At 72.6% G+C, this 17,410-nt stretch carries 13 protein-coding genes and 3 tRNA genes; 8 read left to right on the plus strand and 8 right to left on the minus strand.

What is annotated here, in order from left to right; translation table 11 throughout:
• Positions 1-82: 82 nt before the first annotated feature.
• The 3 genes from purL to purS are packed head-to-tail and all read right to left on the minus strand — an operon-like array spanning position 83 to position 3,278.
• Positions 83-2,341: a phosphoribosylformylglycinamidine synthase subunit PurL gene (gene purL, locus ACJ9NR_RS18880; RefSeq protein WP_412488741.1), complete on the minus strand. Its 2,259-nt coding sequence runs from the start codon at positions 2,339-2,341 to the stop codon at positions 83-85.
• Positions 2,338-3,018 carry a phosphoribosylformylglycinamidine synthase subunit PurQ gene (gene purQ, locus ACJ9NR_RS18885; RefSeq protein WP_412488742.1) on the minus strand — a complete coding sequence of 227 codons (681 nt, stop codon included), beginning with the start codon at positions 3,016-3,018 and terminating at the stop codon, positions 2,338-2,340. The genes purL and purQ overlap by 4 nt, the downstream gene beginning before the upstream one ends.
• The gene (gene purS / locus ACJ9NR_RS18890; protein WP_412488743.1) at positions 3,015-3,278 is read right to left on the minus strand and encodes a phosphoribosylformylglycinamidine synthase subunit PurS; all 264 of its coding nucleotides are present in this window, start codon (positions 3,276-3,278) and stop codon (positions 3,015-3,017) included. The genes purQ and purS overlap by 4 nt, the downstream gene beginning before the upstream one ends.
• 346 nt (positions 3,279-3,624) lie before the next feature.
• On the opposite strand from purS, the gene ACJ9NR_RS18895 reads away from it, so the two are divergent.
• The 8 genes from ACJ9NR_RS18895 (at position 3,625) to ACJ9NR_RS18930 (ending at position 8,093) form a co-directional block, all read left to right on the plus strand.
• Positions 3,625-3,942: a histone-like nucleoid-structuring protein Lsr2 gene (locus ACJ9NR_RS18895; protein WP_412488744.1), complete on the plus strand. Its 318-nt coding sequence runs from the start codon at positions 3,625-3,627 to the stop codon at positions 3,940-3,942.
• A 125-nt stretch (positions 3,943-4,067) separates the two neighbouring features.
• Positions 4,068-4,139, plus strand: a tRNA-Gly gene (locus tag ACJ9NR_RS18900).
• Positions 4,140-4,220: 81 nt separating this feature from the next.
• Positions 4,221-4,293: transfer RNA gene (locus ACJ9NR_RS18905), tRNA-Gly, on the plus strand.
• Between the two features lie 126 nt (positions 4,294-4,419).
• Positions 4,420-5,358: an ABC transporter ATP-binding protein gene (locus ACJ9NR_RS18910; RefSeq protein WP_412488745.1), complete on the plus strand. Its 939-nt coding sequence runs from the start codon at positions 4,420-4,422 to the stop codon at positions 5,356-5,358.
• Positions 5,355-6,134, plus strand: a complete 780-nt coding sequence (locus ACJ9NR_RS18915) for an ABC transporter permease (protein ID WP_412488746.1) — start codon at positions 5,355-5,357, stop codon at positions 6,132-6,134. The genes ACJ9NR_RS18910 and ACJ9NR_RS18915 overlap by 4 nt, the downstream gene beginning before the upstream one ends.
• Positions 6,135-6,162: 28 nt before the next feature.
• Complete coding sequence (locus tag ACJ9NR_RS18920; protein WP_412488747.1) at positions 6,163-7,386, plus strand: sensor histidine kinase; 1,224 nt, start codon at positions 6,163-6,165, stop codon at positions 7,384-7,386.
• Positions 7,383-7,997, plus strand: coding sequence for a response regulator (locus ACJ9NR_RS18925; RefSeq protein ID WP_412488748.1), 615 nt, complete (start codon positions 7,383-7,385; stop codon positions 7,995-7,997). The genes ACJ9NR_RS18920 and ACJ9NR_RS18925 overlap by 4 nt, the downstream gene beginning before the upstream one ends.
• A gap of 23 nt (positions 7,998-8,020) precedes the next feature.
• Positions 8,021-8,093 (plus strand) — tRNA-Gly (locus tag ACJ9NR_RS18930).
• Between the two features lie 191 nt (positions 8,094-8,284).
• Here ACJ9NR_RS18930 and ACJ9NR_RS18935 read toward each other — a convergent pair.
• From ACJ9NR_RS18935 to ACJ9NR_RS18955, 5 genes are all read right to left on the minus strand, one after another.
• The gene (locus ACJ9NR_RS18935) at positions 8,285-9,184 is read right to left on the minus strand and encodes a phosphoribosylaminoimidazolesuccinocarboxamide synthase (RefSeq protein WP_412488749.1); all 900 of its coding nucleotides are present in this window, start codon (positions 9,182-9,184) and stop codon (positions 8,285-8,287) included.
• Between the two features lie 202 nt (positions 9,185-9,386).
• Positions 9,387-10,886: a N,N-dimethylformamidase beta subunit family domain-containing protein gene (locus tag ACJ9NR_RS18940; protein WP_412488750.1), complete on the minus strand. Its 1,500-nt coding sequence runs from the start codon at positions 10,884-10,886 to the stop codon at positions 9,387-9,389.
• 246 nt (positions 10,887-11,132) lie between these two features.
• Positions 11,133-13,106 carry an ICP22 family protein gene (locus ACJ9NR_RS18945; protein WP_412488751.1) on the minus strand — a complete coding sequence of 658 codons (1,974 nt, stop codon included), beginning with the start codon at positions 13,104-13,106 and terminating at the stop codon, positions 11,133-11,135.
• Between the two features lie 337 nt (positions 13,107-13,443).
• Positions 13,444-14,697: a phosphoribosylamine--glycine ligase gene (gene purD, locus ACJ9NR_RS18950; RefSeq protein ID WP_412488752.1), complete on the minus strand. Its 1,254-nt coding sequence runs from the start codon at positions 14,695-14,697 to the stop codon at positions 13,444-13,446.
• Positions 14,698-14,859: 162 nt separating this feature from the next.
• Positions 14,860-17,394 carry a DNA polymerase III subunit gamma and tau gene (locus tag ACJ9NR_RS18955; RefSeq protein WP_412488753.1) on the minus strand — a complete coding sequence of 845 codons (2,535 nt, stop codon included), beginning with the start codon at positions 17,392-17,394 and terminating at the stop codon, positions 14,860-14,862.
• Between the last annotated feature and the right edge of the window lie 16 nt (positions 17,395-17,410).

Raw genomic sequence — 17,410 nt, forward strand, 5'->3', positions numbered from 1 at the left:
GGGCCCCGCCCGTGCGCGACGGGCGGGGCCCCGGGGCTGCCGTGGAACCGGACCGGCGGACCGGACCGGAGCCGGGGCCGGCTCAGGTGAGCAGTGCCGGGATCGTTCCCTCGTGCGCCTCGCGCAGCTCCGCCAGCGGCAGCTCGAACTCACCCTGCAGTTCGACGGTGTCGCCGTCGACGACACCGATGCGGGTGGCCGGCAGGCCCCGCGCACCGCACATGTCGGTGAAGCGGACCTCCTCCGAGCGCGGCACGGCGACGACCGCGCGCCCCGCCGACTCGGAGAACAGGAACGTGAAGGCGTCCAGCCCGTCCGGTACGACCAGACGCGCGCCCTTGCCGCCGAGCAGCGCCGACTCCACGACCGCCTGGATCAGACCGCCGTCGGACAGGTCGTGCGCCGAGTCGATCATGCCGTCGCGGGAGGCGGAGATCAGGATCTCGCCGAGCAGGCGCTCCCGCTCCAGGTCGACCTCGGGCGGCAGGCCGCCGAGGTGGTCGTGGACGACCTGCGACCAGGCCGAGCCGCCGAACTCCTCGCGGGTCTCGCCGAGGAGGTAGAGCAGCTGGCCCTCCTCCTGGAAGGCGACCGGCGTGCGGCGGGCCACGTCGTCGATGACGCCCAGGACCGCGACCACGGGGGTCGGGTGGATCGCGGCCTCGCCCGTCTGGTTGTACAGCGAGACGTTGCCGCCGGTCACCGGCGTGCCGAGCTGCAGGCAGCCGTCGGCGAGCCCGCGGACGGCCTCTGCGAACTGCCACATCACGGCCGGGTCCTCGGGCGAGCCGAAGTTCAGGCAGTCGGAGACGGCGAGCGGCCTGGCGCCGGTGGCGGCGACGTTGCGGTACGCCTCGGCGAGCGCCAGCTGCGCGCCCGTGTACGGGTCGAGCTTGGCGTACCGGCCGTTGCCGTCGGTCGCGATCGCGACACCGAGCCCGCTGGCCTCGTCGATGCGGATCATGCCGGAGTCCTCGGGCTGGGCGAGGACGGTGTTGCCCTGCACGAAGTGGTCGTACTGCGAGGTGATCCACTGCTTGGAGGCCTGGTTGGGCGAGCCGACCAGCTTCAGGACCTGCTCACGCAGCTCCTCGGAGGTGGCGGGCCGCGCGAGCCTGCCCGCGTCGTCCGCCTGGAGCTCGTCCTGCCAGGACGGGCGGGCGTACGGCCGCTCGTAGACCGGGCCCTCGTGCGCGACCGTGCGCGGGTCGACGTCGACGATCTTGCCGCCGTGCCAGTAGATCTCCAGGCGGTCGCCGTCGGTCACCTCACCGATGACGGTGGCGATGACGTCCCACTTCTCGCAGATCTCCAGGAACCGGTCGACCTTCTCCGGCTCGACGACCGCGCACATGCGCTCCTGCGACTCGCTCATGAGGATCTCCTCGGGCGAGAGCGTGGAGTCGCGCAGCGGCACGTCGTCCAGGGTGACGCGCATGCCGCCGGAGCCGTTGGAGGCCAGCTCCGAGGTGGCGCAGGACAGACCGGCCGCGCCGAGGTCCTGGATGCCGACGACCAGCTTCTCCCTGAACGCCTCCAGGGTGCACTCGATGAGCAGCTTCTCCTGGAAGGGGTCGCCGACCTGCACGGCGGGACGCTTCGAGGGCTTGACGTCGTCGAAGGTCTCGGAGGCGAGGATCGACGCGCCGCCGATGCCGTCGCCGCCGGTCCGGGCGCCGTAGAGGATGACCTTGTTGCCGGACCCGGACGCCTTCGCGAGGTGGATGTCCTCGTGCCGCATCACGCCGATGGCACCGGCGTTGACCAGCGGGTTTCCCTGGTAGCAGGCGTCGAAGACGACCTCGCCGCCGATGTTGGGCAGGCCCAGGCAGTTGCCGTAGCCGCCGATGCCCGCGACGACGCCCGGGAGCACCCGCCTGGTGTCCGGGTGGTCCGCCGCGCCGAAGCGCAGCGGGTCGACGACCGCGACCGGCCGTGCGCCCATCGCGATGATGTCGCGGACGATGCCGCCGACGCCGGTGGCCGCGCCCTGGTAGGGCTCGACGTAGGAGGGGTGGTTGTGCGACTCGACCTTGAAGGTGACCGCGTAGCCCTGGCCGACATCGACCACGCCGGCGTTCTCGCCGATGCCGACGAGCAGCGCGTCGTTCTCGGGGGCCTTCTCGCCGAACTGGCGCAGGTGCACCTTGGAGGACTTGTAGCTGCAGTGCTCGGACCACATGACGGAGTACATGGCGAGCTCGGCACCGGTCGGGCGGCGGCCGAGGATCCCCACGATCCGCTCGTACTCGTCCTTCTTCAGGCCGAGTTCGGCCCAGGGCAGCTCGACGTCGGGGGTCTCGGTCGCGTGCTCGACCGTGTCCAGAGGCGTCCGGCTCATGCGTTGACCAGCTTCTTGAGGATCGAGGTGAAGAAGGGGAGGCCGTCGGTACGGCCGCTGCCGATGAGCGGCTCGACGGCGTGCTCCGGGTGCGGCATCAGACCGACGACGTTGCCGGCCTCGTTGCTGATGCCGGCGATGTCACGCAGCGAACCGTTCGGGTTGCAGTCCACGTAACGGAAGGCGACGCGGCCCTCGGCCTCCAGCTTGTCGAGGGTGTACTCGTCGGCGACGTACCGGCCGTCCATGTTCTTCAGCGGGATGTGGATCTCCTGGCCGGCGGTGTAGTCGCTGGTCCAGGAGGTCTCCGCGTTCTCCACCCGCAGCTTCTGGTCGCGGCAGATGAAGTGGAGGTGGTCGTTGCCGAGCATCGCGCCCGGGAGGAGGTGCGCCTCGGTCAGGATCTGGAAGCCGTTGCAGATGCCGAGGACCGGCAGTCCGGCCTTCGCCTGCTCGACGAGGGGCTCCATCACCGGCGAGAACCGCGCGATGGCGCCGGCCCGCAGATAGTCGCCGTAGGAGAAACCGCCGCAGAGCACGACGGCGTCCACCTGGTGGAGGTTCTTGTCCTTGTGCCAGAGGGCGACCGCTTCGGCGCCCGCGAGGCGGATCGCGCGCCGGGTGTCCCGGTCGTCGAGACTTCCGGGGAAAGTGACGACGCCAATACGAGCGGTCACTGCGTCGCCTCCGCGACGTTCTCCACCTTGACGGTGAAGTCCTCGATCACGGTGTTGGCGAGGAAGGATTCCGCAAGATCGTGGATGCGGGCGAGCGCGGCCTCGTCGACCGGCCCGTCAACTTCCAGTTCGAATCGCTTTCCCTGACGTACGTCGGAGATCCCCTCGAAACCCAGTCGCGGCAGTGCGCGCTGGACCGCCTGGCCCTGGGGGTCGAGGATCTCCGGCTTGAGCATGACGTCGACTACGACGCGTGCCACTGGCACTCCCGGTGTGTGGTGCTGAGCAGGTTCCTACAAGTGACTTCAGACTACCCGCACAAAATTTCTACGCGCGTCGACTTGTAGGAAACTACGTGACGCCCGTCACGACACGGCGGGAGGGTGTCCGGGGGCGAAAAGTTACGGGAAAAATCCGGGATCGATGCCCGGCAGCTATTGCGCCCGCCGGTCCGCCCCCACCACCCTTCAATCGAAGTCGCCGCGCCCCCTCTTGCTTTTTGACACGCGGAACGATTTAGTCGGACTTCACATTGCATTGTCCGGCACTGTACAAATGAAGCGTACAAATGAATTGTCAGCGTGCCGCACGAAGGGACCGATATTCGTGGCGCAGAAGGTCGTGGTCACGCTCTTTGACGACATCGACGGCTCGGAAGCGGCGGAAACGATCGCCTTCGGACTCGACGGCAAGTCGTACGAGATCGACCTGAATCAAGCCAATGCGAAGAAACTGCGTAAGGCGCTCGCGCCGTACGTGGAGGCCGGCCGCAAGCGGTCGAGGTCCGGCAAGGCCTACCGGCAGACGGAGGTCGCGCCCGACCCGGCGGCCGTCCGCGCCTGGGCCCAGGCCAACAAGATGGACGTCCCGGCCCGCGGCAGGATCCCCAAGCGGGTCTACGAGGCGTTCAGCGCGGCTCAGTGAGCCCCGCCCGACGACCGGTCACCCGCCCCTCGGCTCAACCGACTTGCGCTGCACCCCTCCTGGTCAGTTAGAGTCTGGAGCACGCCGCGGGGCGAGGCCGAAAAGCCAAGGCCCACGGAGTACGTGCGGGTGTAGTTCAGTAGTAGAACATCCCCCTTCCAGGGGGAAGGCGCAGTGTGCAATTCCTGTCACCCGCTCTGCACCGCCGGTCCTGACCACTGTTGTGGATCAGGTAGGCTGGTGCCCGCGCCGATCGGTGGGAGCCGGTCGGAGGCAATGCGGACGTAGCTCAGTTGGTAGAGCGCAACCTTGCCAAGGTTGAGGTCGCGAGTTCGAGCCTCGTCGTCCGCTCGGGAGTAAGGCCCCGGTCCTTCAGGACCGGGGCCTTTTCCGTGTGCGGCCGCTTCTGACATTTGTCATGCCGAGCGATGACAGCGCGCACTGCCGGCGGCCCCGTATCGCCGGGACGCTGACGTCATGGACACGAACGGACACGAGCACGTGATCGAGGTCACCGACCTGCGGCGTGTGTACGGGGGCGGGTTCGAGGCGGTGTGCGGCATCACCTTCTCCGTGGGCCGCGGCGAGATCTTCGCGCTCCTCGGCACCAACGGCGCGGGCAAGACGTCGACCGTCGAACTGCTGGAAGGGCTCGCCCGGCCCGCCGGGGGGCGGGTACGGGTACTCGGCCACGACCCGTACGAGGAGCGCGGCGCCGTACGGCCGCGCACCGGCGTGATGCTCCAGGAGGGCGGCTTCCCCTCGGAACTGACCGTCGCGGAGACCACACGGATGTGGGCGGGCTGCGTGACCGGGGCCCGCCCGGAGGAGGAGGCGCTGGCGCTCGTCGGGCTGACGGGACGGACCGGGGTACGGGTCAAGCAGCTGTCCGGGGGTGAACGACGGCGCCTCGACCTGGCGCTCGCCCTGCTCGGCGAACCAGAGGTGCTCTTCCTGGACGAGCCCACGACCGGCCTGGACGCCGAAGGGCGCCGGGACACCTGGGAGCTGGTGCGGGCGTTGCGCGACGGAGGCACGACGGTGCTGCTCACCACGCACTACCTGGAGGAGGCCGAGGGCCTCGCCGACCGGCTGGCCATCCTGCACGAGGGGCGCATCGCGGTCACCGGGACCCCGGACGAGGTCACCGCACGCCAGCCCGCGCGGATCTCCTTCCGGCTGCCCGCCGGCTATTTCCTCGGGGACCTGCCGCCGCTGGGCGAACTGGGCGTGTGCGGGCACGAGGTGGACGGCACTCTCGTACGGCTGCGCACGCGGGAGTTGCAGCGGGCGGCCACCGGGCTGCTGACGTGGGCCGAACGGGCGCGGGTGGAACTGCACGGGCTCGACGTGCGCTCCGCCTCGCTGGAGGAGGCGTTCCTGGGGATCGCGCGCGAGCGGGAGGTGGCCGCATGAGTGCCCTCGTCCTGGCTCCCGCCGGGCGGCGGATGCGGGCGCTGGCCCGGGCGGAGCTCACCCTGCTCGGCCGCAACCGGGGCACGCTGCTGACGGCGCTGCTGGTGCCGCTCGCGCTGCCGTTCAGCGTGCGGCCCGCGATCGACCGGATGGACCTCAAGGCCCAGGGGCTGAACGTCGGCACGGTGATGCTCACGGCCGCGATCGGGTTCTCCTTCCTGTTCGCCGTGTACACCTCCCTGGTCAGCGCCTACGTCGCCCGGCGCGAGGAACTGGTGCTCAAGCGGCTGCGGACCGGCGAGCCGGGCGATGCCGAGATCCTCGCCGGCACCGCGCTGCCCGCCGTCTGCGTCGGGCTCGCCCAGTCCCTCGTGCTCTCCGTCGGCTGCACGGTGCTGCTCGACGCGGGAGCGCCCCGGGCGCCGTACCTGACCGTCCTCGGTCTGCTCACGGGCCTGGTGCTGTGTGCCGCACTCGCCGCGCTCACCGCCGCCTTCACCAGGACCGTGGAGAGCGCGCAGGTCACCGCGCTGCCGCTGGTGTTCGTCTCGATGCTGGGCTCGGGCATCGCGATCCCGGCGGAGGTGCTGCCGGACCGGCTTGCGTCCCTGTGCGAGCTGCTGCCGCTCTCCCCCGCGATCCGGCTGGTCCGGGGCGGCTGGACCGGGCAGCTGAGCGGCCAGGAGGTGCTGGGCGCCGTCGCGACGGCGGTGGCCTGGACCGTCCTCGCGGTGTTTGCTGTACGGCGGTGGTTCCGCTGGGAACCGCGGCGCTGACGGACGGGGAGTGCGGGTGCTCGGTCGGATGAGGCAGTGGCAGCAGCGGCACTGGCGGGAGCGGACCAAGGCGGAGCGGGTCGAACTGCAGAGTGTCGTCACCTGGTACACGACCACCTGGTTCTTCTCGCTGTGCTGGCTGGCGCTGCCGCTGGCGGGCGGGCTCCAGCGGCGGCCCGTGCCGCTGGCCGTCGGAGCGCTGCTGCTGGTGGTGGGCGCCCTGCAGTGCGCGGAGGCCAACCGGCTCACCCGCTCGGTGCTCGACCACTACCTGGGCCGCGCCCCGCTCCCGCCGGGCGCGCTGCGCCCCGCCGCCGTCCTGCTGGGGGCGGCGCTGGGGCTGACCCTGGCGCTCGCCGCCCTGCACGCCGCCGGACCGGTCGCCGTCCGGCTCGCCATCGGCGCCTCGCTGCTGCCCTTCGGGCTGCTGTACGGGCTGGTCGTTCCGGTACGGCGGTTCCTGCGCCGATTCGCCGTGCTGGCCGTGGTGCTCATGGCCGCGTTCGGATGGACCGGGCAGGACCTCGCCCGTATCGCCCTGGTCGGCGTGCTGACCGTCTTCGGGGGGCTGTTCTCGCTGCTCGCCTGCCGCTGCGGCGCCTGGACGCTGTCCGTGCTGTGGGAGGCGGAACGGGCCCGCGAGGTCGAGACCCGGCTCGCCGTGGCCGAGGAACGGCTGCGGTTCGGGCGGGACCTGCACGACGTGATGGGGCGCAACCTGGCCGTCATCGCGCTGAAGAGCGAGCTCGCCGTGCAGCTGGCGCGGCGCGGACGGCCCGAGGCCGTGGACCAGATGATCGAGGTGCAGCGGATCGCGCAGGAGTCGCAGCGGGAGGTGCGGGACGTCGTACGGGGCTACCGGGAGGCGGATCTCGGGGCGGAGATCGCCGGAGCGCAAGGGGTGCTGAGCGCCGCGGGGATCGCGTGCGCGGTGCGCGGGCGGACCGGCGGGCTCGACACCGAGGTGCAGTCGACGCTGGGGTGGGTGGTGCGGGAGGCCACGACCAACGTGCTGCGCCACGGGGACGCGGCGCAATGTGACATCGCGCTGGCACGGGACGAGGGACGGGTGGTGCTGACCGTGGAGAACGACGGGGCGAGCGACACCGCGGCCGGCGGCGGGTCCGGACTGGCCGGGCTGCGGGAGCGGCTGTCGGCGGTGGGCGGGACGCTGCGGGCGGGGCCGGCCGGCGGCGACGTCTTCCGCGTGGTGGCCGAGGTACCGCTGAGCGTGGAAGAGGTCACCGCATGACCGATGTCGTACGCCTGCTGCTCGCCGACGACGAGCATCTGATCCGGGGGGCGCTGGCCGCGTTGCTCGCTCTGGAGGACGACCTCGCGATCGTCGCCGAGGCGGCGAGCGGGCCGGAGGCACTGGCCATGGCGCGGGCGCACCGGCCGGACGTGGCCGTGCTCGACCTGCAGATGCCGGGCGCGGACGGTGTGAAGGTCGCCACATCCCTGCGTTCGGAACTGCCGGACTGCCGGGTGCTGATCGTCACCAGTCACGGGCGGCCCGGACACCTCAAGCGGGCGCTCGCGGCGGGCGTGCGCGGGTTCGTGCCCAAGACCGTGAGCGCGCAGCGGCTCGCGGAGATCATCCGCACGGTGCACACCGGGAACCGTTACGTCGACCCCGAGTTGGCCGCCGACGCCATCGCCTCCGGTGACTCCCCGCTGACCTCGCGGGAGGCCGAGGTGCTGGAACTCGCCGCCGACGGGGCGCCGGTCGCGGAGATCGCCGAGCGGGCCGCGCTGTCGCAGGGGACCGTACGCAACTACCTGTCGTCGGCCGTCTCGAAACTCGGCGCGGAGAACCGGCACGCGGCCGTGCGGCTCGCACGCGAGCGGGGTTGGGTATAGTTGGCGGCGCGCCACGGCGCACTGCGGACGTAGCTCAGTTGGTAGAGCGCAACCTTGCCAAGGTTGAGGTCGCGAGTTCGAGCCTCGTCGTCCGCTCGCGAAGGAAGACCCCGGTCCTCAAGGGCCGGGGTCTTCTCGTGTCGCTCGTCGCTCAGCAGGCCGGGCGAAGTCCGCTGCGGCCCGGCCGTCCCCCGCAGGGGCGCGGGCAACCGCGCGACCGGCCACGACGACGCGGCCGGTCTCCGGCACGGTCCGGCACCGCCCGCGCAGCGCTCAGCTCGCAGCGCTCAGCTCCAGGACGTGCCCGTCAGCCGCTCGTACGCCTCCACGTACCTGGCGCGCGTCGCCTGCACGATCTCCTGCGGGAGCTCCGGCGGCGGCTGCTCGCTGCGGCGGTCCCAGCCGGAGGCCGGCGAGGTCAGCCAGTCGCGCACGAACTGCTTGTCGTACGAGGGCTGCGGGCGGCCCGGCGCCCACTGGTCGGCCGGCCAGAAGCGGGAGGAGTCCGGGGTGAGGACCTCGTCGGCGATGACCAGCCCCTCGCCCTCGAAGCCGAACTCGAACTTGGTGTCCGCGAGGATGATCCCGCGCTCGCGGGCGATGTCGCGGGCGCGGGCGTAGACGGCGAGGGTCGCCTGGCGCAGCTGGGCGGCGGTGTCCGCGCCGACCTGGCGGGCGACCTCCTCGTAGGAGACGTTCTCGTCGTGCTCCCCGACCGCGGCCTTGGTGGCCGGGGTGAAGATCGGAGCGGGGAGCTCGCTGCCGTCGACCAGGCCCTCGGGGAGGGCGAGGCCGCAGACGGTGCGGGTCTGCTCGTACTCGGCCAGACCGGAGCCGGTGAGGTAGCCGCGGGCCACGCACTCGACCGGGACCATCCGGAGCGACTTGCAGACGGTGGTGCGGCCCGCCCAGTCCGCGGGGGCGCCGGCGGGCGGCTCGGTGCTCAGCACGTGGTGGGGCACCAGTTCGGCGAGCTGGTCGAACCACCACAGGGAGAGCTGCGTGAGGATGCGGCCCTTGTCGGGGATCTCGGTGGGCAGCACCCAGTCGTAGGCGGACATGCGGTCACTGGCGACCATCACGAGGTCGCCGGCCTCGTTCCGGTACAGCTCGCGCACCTTGCCGGTGTGCAAGTGCACCAGGCCCGGAACCTGAGTCGGCTCGGGCTTTTCTACGAATCCGGACACGGTTCCTCCCCGTGGTTCTGTCCAATGAGTCGATTCTCCCGTATGCGGGGATCGGTCTCGTCCGCGGGTGGGCGGGAGCGGCAGGACGGTCGGGTGGGCGGGGGCGGCAGGGTCGGGTGGGTGCGAGCGGCTCGGTCAGGTGGGCGGGAGCGGCACGGTCGGGTGGGCGGGAGCGGCACGGTGACGTGGAGCCGACCGGAGCTCAGTCCCGTTTGCAGATGCGGTCCAGCAGGTTGGCCGTGGCGCGCTGGACGCGCGGGTCCACATGGCCCGGACGGTCCAGGGACGGGGACCAGGCGAACGTCCCGGAGGCGAAGACCAGGGCGCCCGAGGGCGCGCGGTACAGCGACGTCTCCTGGTGGCGCGGGACGCCCTCGGCGTCCGTGTAGGGCGAGTGGGCGAGCAGGACGCGTTCCTCGTGCTCGGGCAGCGGAGCGCGCGGGAAGTAACGGTCCGCCTCGCCCGCGACCAGGCCCTCGATCCGGTCGCCCTCGTGGGCGCCGGTCGCCTCCCACAGCCAGTGGTCGGCGTTGCGGACGATCAGCGGGTGCGGCTCGGGCACCCGGCCCGCGTACTGGATGCCGACCACCTGCTGCTCGGGGCGGTCGACCTCGCGCCACAGGACGGGTTTGCCCGGGCCCTTGCGTTTGCGGCAGGTCAGCAGCCGGTCGGGGACGCCGGACGGCGAAGGGCCCAGCTCGACCTGCCAGTACATGGTGTTGGCGGAGAGGAAGACCAGCGAGGTGCCCTGCTCCCGGGCGAGTTCGACGGTACGGCGCATGTTCGCCGACCAGTACTCGTCGTGGCCGGGGAAGACCAGGCCGCGGTAGCGGGTGGGGTCGACCTGGCCGGCGTGCAGGTCACGGGCGTCGGCGTAGGCGACGTCGTAGCCGTAGCGCTCGGCCCAGCGGATGAAGTCGTAGGCGTGGCCGATGTGCAGGGGGAGTCCGGCGCCGGCGTAGGGGCGGTCGAAGGAGACGGTCGTCGCCGCGTCGGACTCGCCGAGGAGGCGGCCCTGCTGGTCCCAGGCATGGTAGAGGCTCGCGCCCGTGCGGCCGTCCTCCGGGTAGAGGTTGTAGGCCTGCCACGTGATGTCGGGCAGGAGCAGGAGCAGGTCCGCGGGATGGTTGTCGCGGACCGTGAAGGGGATGTGGGAGCGGTGGCCGTCGGCGGTGGTCAGGACGGCGACATACGCTCCGATGCTCCAGTACGAGGGGACCTGCAGCCGCCAGGACAGCCACCAGTGGTGGCAGGAGACCGTGCGGTCCGCCGTGAGCGGCGGGGGCTGGACGATGCCGGAGAGGCGGGGGCTGGTGGTGATCTTCGATGCGCCGTCGCCGCCGTAGTGGCCGATGCGGTAGATGTCGACGCCGAACTCCTGCGGCGGGTCGACCGTGACGTGGAAGTCGACGGCCTCACCGGGGGCGACCGCGCCGGTGGAGATGAAGCCCTTGATCTGGCGGCGGACGTCGTCCGCGGAGCGCGGGCCGCCGGCCGCCCGCGGGGACGGGACACGGGGGCCGTGCGGGGCGCCGGCCGTGGCCGGCTGGGGCGGGTCCACGTACCAGGGGACCACCTGGCCGGTGTCGCCGAAGTACGTCTCGCTGCCGCGCAGCCAGGGGAGGGGACCCTGACCGAAGGGGTCGGTGACCGCGTGTGCGAGCGCTCCGGATTCCCAGCGGCGGATCTGGTCCGACCCCATGGTCGCTCCCTCCCTGGATCCCCCGTGGTCGCGTGTCGTGTGCGTGGCGCGCACCGCGTGTCGCCCTGCCGTGCCGCGGTATCTCCCTGCCGTGCCGCGGTATCGCGCGTGCCGTGCCGCGTATCGCCGTGCGTGCCGCTTGCCGCTGCCATGTGCCCGATCGGTCCAAGCACATCACATTGCGCACCTATGCGGTCACTACTCGTTGCGAATTGGCCGAAAGTGGAACACGATCTTCCGCTACGGTCACACCAGCCGGACGGGCTTCTCGGGCCGTATGCCGGACTTCACCAGCCAGGAGCGAAGCGGTCCGGCGTCTCCGTCCTCCACGAGGCTGAGGACCCGGGGGGTCAGATCCCCGGCCCGTTCACCGTTGATGAGGAGGGACGGGCCGTCGAGCCAGTCGAGGCCGGGCGCGGCGCCCGCCGTGTCCATGGCGGCGCAGCAGACCATCGCCGTGACGTGGTCGGTCAGCAGCTCGCGGGAGCTGCGGGGCGGTTGGAGCGGGAAGAGGGGGAAGGTACCGTCGTCCCAGATGACGGGGGCGGGAGCCTCCAAGGGCTCGGTGGGAGCGGCCGTCTTCTCACGGGCGAGCTCGGCGGTGAGACCCGCGGCGAGCGTGGCGAAACGGGGGTTCCTGGGCGCCGGTTCGTCGTCGGCGTCGGCGTCGCTCTCGACGTCGGCGTCGCTCTCGGCCTCAGTTCCGGTGTCGTTGTCGGTCTCAGCTCCGGTCTCGCTCTCGGCCTCGCCCCCGGGCCTGGCTTCGGTCTCCGTGCTTCCGACCGCACCGCTCGTTCCGCCTCGACCTTCGTCTTCGCCTTCGCTTTCACTTTCGGATACAGGTGTGGGTACGGGTGCCGCCTGCTGGGGGTCCTCGCCGACGGTGGGCGCGGGTGCGTGCGGCTCATGCGGCTCACGCGTCTCATGCGGCTCATGCGGCACGGACGGGCCCGGCGTCGACAGGTGGTCCAGGATCCGGGAGAGGGTCGGCCCGTCGGGGGTGCGGGTGACGCCCACGGTGTCCAGGACCCGGTGGAGACGGGCGGCGTCGGTGCGCCACTTGCGGTCCACGATCTCGTCCGGGTACTCCTCCCAGTTCACCGGGGACCAGTCGGGGCCGGGGGCGGCGGGGCCGCCGTGGAACAGGCGGGCGGCCAGGAGAGAGGCGGCCTCGTCGACCGTGCCGGGCTCCTCGAGCAGGTCGCAGGCGGGGCGCTCGCCGAGGCGGGAGGCGAAGCCCTCGGCCAGGCGGTCGCGGCGGGAGAGTTCCGTGAGCGCGGCCACGACGCCCGCGTCCAGCCGGGCGGGCCACCGGCCCATCCGCCAGGCGGGCAGCGCGACGCGGGTGAGCAGCCGGTCCCAGCCCGCGTAGGCCAGGCCCACCTGTTCCTGGGCGACGATCCTGAGGCCGTAGTCCACAGCCTGTGCGCGCTCGGATGCGGCGGCCGCGACACCCCGCTCCATCTGCGTCGCGTGCTCCTGGCAGCTGTGCAGCAGCAGCCTCGCCACCCGGCCGACGCCCGCGCACACCAGGCGGGTCAGCGGGCAGCGGCCGGGCGTCGCGGCGACGGCCACCGCGGCGTCCAGACCTCGCACGAAGCGGCGGGCCGCGGCTATGTCGGGGTGCGCCGAGGGGCCCGTACCGGCGACGACCGGGGCGAGGACCGCGCGCAGTTCGCCCACCCGCATCCACCACAGGAAGGGCGAGCCGATGACCAGCACGGGGGCGGCGGTGCCGCGGCGGTGCGGGGTGCGCGCGCCCGCGAGCTCGTCCTGGCGGTGATCCGCCGGGGGCGGTCCGTGGGCCGGGTGGGTACGGTCCTCCAGCCAGCTGTCGCAGTCCGGGGTGAGCGCTATGGCGGAGGGCGCGGGGACGTCGAGCCGGTCGGCGAGGTCACGCACCATCCGGTACAGATCCGGGGCGGACTCCTCGGCGATCGGGACCGTCGGGCTCACGGCCGGGCGGGCGCGGGCGACCATCAGCGCTATCGCGCAGGACGCGAGCAGCACGAGGACGGCGACGGGAGTCACCGCCCAGCGGGCCACGCGCCAGGCCGGCCCCACGAGGTGGCCCGTGGAAGCGCCGGCCAGCAGCACCACGGCCACGGCCGCGGGCAGCAGGGCGACGGCGAGCGCCCGGCTGCGGACGCGCAGCACGGCGAGCGCCCTGGAGCGCGCTGCCTGCGCGCCCGCCTCCACGCCCAATCCGCTACCGGTCACGACCGGACCTCACCCCCTCCCCCGCTGTACTGGATCCCTTGCAGTCCTGGCGTTGCTCACTCCCCCACTGTGGCACCCGTCCCCGACATCGCAATGCCGGTGGGCCAAGTGCCGGACCGCTTGCGCCGCACCATAGTTGGGGCCCCGTGCCCCGTCAGCAGCTTGGGGAAGCGGTCACTCGATGGAATGGCTTTGGTCAGAGGTGGGTGACGGACAGCGAAGATCAGGCCCGCGTTCTTGACTTGAATCCAACTCGGTTCCGGGACCGGAACGGTGTCAGGCCCCCGACCTCAAGACGGGTCAGGGGCCTGCGTGGTTCGGCCGGGCGGGGGTCCGCTCAGGCGCCGCCCGCCGCCTTCGCCGCGATGTCCGTACGGTGCTGGGAGCCCTCGAGCCGGATGCGGGAGACGGCCCGGTAGGCGCGGTCGCGGGCCTGAGTGAGGTCCTTGCCGGTCGCCGTGACGGACAGCACGCGGCCACCGGCGCTGACGACCGCGTCGCCGTCGCGCCTGGTGCCGGCGTGCAGGACGTACGCGTGCGGGGCGTCCTCGGCGGCGATCTCGTCGAGGCCGGTGATCGGGTCGCCGGTGCGCGGGGTGGCGGGGTAGTTGCGCGAGGCGACGACCACGGTGACCGCGGCGTCCTCGCTCCAGCGCAGCGGCTCCAGGTCGGCCAGGGTGCCGTTCGCGGCGGCGAGCAGGACACCGGCCAGCGGGGTCTTCAGGCGGGCGAGGACCACCTGGGTCTCGGGGTCGCCGAAACGGGCGTTGAACTCGATGACCCGCACCCCGCGCGAGGTGATCGCGAGACCGGCGTAGAGCAGTCCGGAGAACGGGGTGCCGCGGCGGCGCATCTCGTCGACCGTCGGCTGCAGGACGGTCTGCAGGACCTCCTCGACCAGCTTCGGCTCGGCCCACGGCAGCGGTGAGTACGCGCCCATGCCGCCGGTGTTCGGGCCCTCGTCGCCGTCCAGGGCGCGCTTGAAGTCCTGGGCCGGCTGGAGCGGGAGGACGGTCTCGCCGTCGGTGATGGCGAAGAGCGAGACCTCGGGGCCGTCGAGGAACTCCTCGATGACCACCCGGTCGCAGGAGTTGGCGTGCGCCCTCGCCGCCTCGATGTCGCCGGTGACGACGACGCCCTTGCCGGCGGCGAGGCCGTCGTCCTTGACGACGTAGGGGGCGCCGAAGGCGTCGAGGGCCGCGTCGACCTCCTCCGGGGTGGTGCAGACGTAGGAGCGTGCGGTGGGGACCCCCGCTCCCGCCATGACGTCCTTCGCGAAGGCCTTGGAGCCCTCGATCAGGGCGGCCTCCCTGGCGGGCCCGAACACCGGGATGCCCGCCTCGCGCACCGCGTCGGCGACCCCGGCGACCAGCGGCGCCTCCGGGCCCACGACGACCAGGTCGGCGCCGAGCCCGGTCGCCAGCGCGGACACGGCCGCGCCGTCCAGCGCGTCGACCTGGTGCAGCTCGGCGACCTCGGCGATGCCGGCGTTGCCGGGAGCGCAGTGCAGCGCGGTGACGTCGGGGTCGAGGGACAGGGAACGGCACAGGGCGTGTTCGCGGGCGCCGTTACCGATGACGAGGACCTTCACGGGGGTCAGCCTAGCTGGCGTTCCCGCCGAGAGCCGGGGGGCGGGTCGGCTGTAGGTTCCTCCAAGCGGGGCCCGGACGGAGGGCGCCGTCGGGACACCGGTTTCCCTGCGGAACGCCGGCTCGTCCCGTGCGGAGCGCTCACTCGTCCCCCGTGCGAGCGCTCACTCGTTCGTGAACTCCTCGATCACCGTCGCCCCCAGCTCCCGCACGATCAGCTCGTGGCCGGAGAGCGCCGACTCGTTGAGGTCGGGGTCGTCGTCCTCGGGGATGTCGTCCTCGATGGAGACCGGCGGGGATTCCGGAGCCGCGGGCCGGTGCGCCCGGGCGGCCGCGGCCGATGCCGGGGAGGGGGACACGGGCGCGGGGGACGAGCCGGGTGGTCCTGGTGGTCCGGGTGACCCGGGCGGCGAGGACGCCGGACGCTGCGCGGGCGTACCTCCGTGACCGCCCTGTCCGCCATACCCGCCTTGACCGCCGTACCCGCCTTGACCGCCGTACCCGCCCGGACCGGCGTGACCACCCTGTCCGCCCGGGGCGCCACCGCCGTAGCCGTAGCCGCCGTCGGAGGGGGCGGACGGTGCGGGGACGGAGCCGCCGGACGGGTCGACGAGGGCCTCGATCTTCCACTGGACGTTGAACTGCTCGGCCAGGCACTGGCGCAGCACGTCCTCGCTGCCGCTGCTCGCGAAGTTGTCACGGGCGCCCGCGTTGACGAAGCCGAGCTGGAGGGTCGTGCCGTCGAAGCCGGCCACCTGGGCGTTCTGGCTGAGCAGGATCCAGGTGAAGCGGCGGCGGTTCTTGACCGCCTCCAGGATGTTCGGCCACAGCATGCGGGGGTCCAGGCCGCCGCCGCCCGTGGGCGGGGCGGACGCGGGCGCTGCCGCCTGGGCAGCGGGTGCCGCGGGCGCGGCGGGAGCGGCGGGAGCGGACCGGGCGGTGCCCGCGGGGGCCGCCGTCGGCCAGCCACCGGGACGCCGACCGCCACCGGCCGGCGCGGCGGCGGGCCAGGCACCGGGGGCGGAGGAGGACGGAGGGGCCGAGGAGGACGCGGGCGCGGAGGGGGCGGCGGTGGGCCAGGCACCAGGGGCGGAGGGCGCGGGCCCGGAGGAGGACGGAGACGCGGACGGGACCGCCGGTGCGGAAGGGGCGGCGGGTGCGGTGGGCCCGGTGGATCCGGTCGCCGGGGTGGGCCCAGTGGATCCGGTACGTGTAGTGGGCTCGGTGGACCCGATAGGTGCGGTGGGCCCCGTGGATCCGGTGGGTGGACCGGATGACGCCGTGACCGCCGGCGGTTCGCCGGCCCGCGTGGGCGTTGTGGCGGCGGGTCCAGCAGGGCCGGCAGTGCCGGCGGGGCCGGCGGGCGTCGTCATGCCGGCCCCGGGCGCCCCCGCGGTCCGTACCGCCGCGCGGGCCGCGGCGGGTCCGCCCCCCGGCGGGACCGGTTCGGCGGCGGGGCCGGGGGCCGGCAGGGCCGACCCGTGGGTCTCGGGTCCGGGCACGTACCCCATCGCGGGCGCGCTGGCGCCCCCGGAGAAGTTCACGCCCCGCTCCAGGCGGTCGAGGCGGGCCATCACGGCGCGCTCGTCGCCGTAGGCGGCGGGCAGCAGGACGCGGGCGCAGATCAGCTCGAGCTGGAGGCGGGGCGAGTTGGCGCCGCGCATCTCGGTCAGGCCCTCGTTGACGAGGTCGGCGGCGCGGCTGAGCTCGGCGGGGCCGAAGGTGCTCGCCTGGGCCTGCATCCGCTCTATGACGTCGGCGGGGGCGTCGATGAGCCCCTTCTCCGCGGCGTCCGGCACCGCGGCGAGGATCACCAGGTCGCGCAGCCGCTCCAGCAGGTCGGCGACGAAGCGGCGCGGGTCGTTGCCGCCCTCGATGATGCGGTCGACGACCTCGAAGGCGGCGGCGCCGTCCCCGGTCGCGAAGGCCTCGACGACGGAGTCGAGCAGCGAGCCGTCGGTGTAGCCGAGGAGGGAGGTGGCCATGGCATACGTCACACCGTCCTCCCCCGCCCCGGCGAGCAGCTGGTCCATGACGGACATGGAGTCACGCACCGATCCCGCGCCGGCCCGGACGACGAGGGGCAGCACGCCTTCCTCGACCGCGATGTCCTCCCGCCCGCACACGTCCCCCAGGTAGTCCCGCAGGGTGCCGGGCGGGACCAGCCGGAACGGGTAGTGGTGCGTACGCGAGCGGATCGTCCCGATGACCTTCTCGGGCTCGGTGGTCGCGAAGATGAACTTGAGGTGCTCCGGCGGCTCCTCGACGACCTTCAGAAGGGCGTTGAAGCCGGCCGACGTGACCATGTGGGCCTCGTCGATGATGTAGATCTTGTAGCGGCTGGCGGCGGGGCCGAAGAAAGCCTTCTCGCGCAGCTCACGGGCGTCGTCCACACCGCCGTGCGACGCCGCGTCGATCTCGATGACGTCGATGGAACCCGGTCCGTTGCGGGCCAGGTCCCGGCAGGACCGGCACTCGCCGCAAGGAGTGGGCGTCGGGCCCTGCTCGCAGTTCAGGCAGCGCGCCAGGATCCGGGCAGAGGTCGTCTTGCCGCAGCCGCGCGGACCGCTGAACAGGTACGCGTGATTGACCCGGTTGTTCCGCAGCGCCTGCTGCAGCGGGTCGGTTACATGCTCCTGCCCGATGACCTCGGCGAACGACTCCGGGCGATAGCGGCGGTACAGCGCGAGAGACGACACGTCTACGAGGTTATAG

Origin of the sequence: Streptomyces sediminimaris (assembly GCF_047049295.1) — a bacterium.
Lineage (GTDB): Bacteria > Actinomycetota > Actinomycetes > Streptomycetales > Streptomycetaceae > Streptomyces > Streptomyces sediminimaris.

What these genes read in the sequence shown, in the direction of transcription:
- purL (WP_412488741.1), bottom strand. Translation starts at nt 2,341, where the DNA reads ATGAGCCGGACGCCTCTGGACACGGTCGAGCACGCGACCGAGACCCCC.
- ACJ9NR_RS18910 (WP_412488745.1), top strand. Translation starts at nt 4,420, where the DNA reads ATGGACACGAACGGACACGAGCACGTGATCGAGGTCACCGACCTGCGG.
- ACJ9NR_RS18915 (WP_412488746.1), top strand. Translation starts at nt 5,355, where the DNA reads ATGAGTGCCCTCGTCCTGGCTCCCGCCGGGCGGCGGATGCGGGCGCTG.
- ACJ9NR_RS18920 (WP_412488747.1), top strand. Translation starts at nt 6,163, where the DNA reads ATGAGGCAGTGGCAGCAGCGGCACTGGCGGGAGCGGACCAAGGCGGAG.
- ACJ9NR_RS18925 (WP_412488748.1), top strand. Translation starts at nt 7,383, where the DNA reads ATGACCGATGTCGTACGCCTGCTGCTCGCCGACGACGAGCATCTGATC.
- ACJ9NR_RS18940 (WP_412488750.1), bottom strand. Translation starts at nt 10,886, where the DNA reads ATGGGGTCGGACCAGATCCGCCGCTGGGAATCCGGAGCGCTCGCACAC.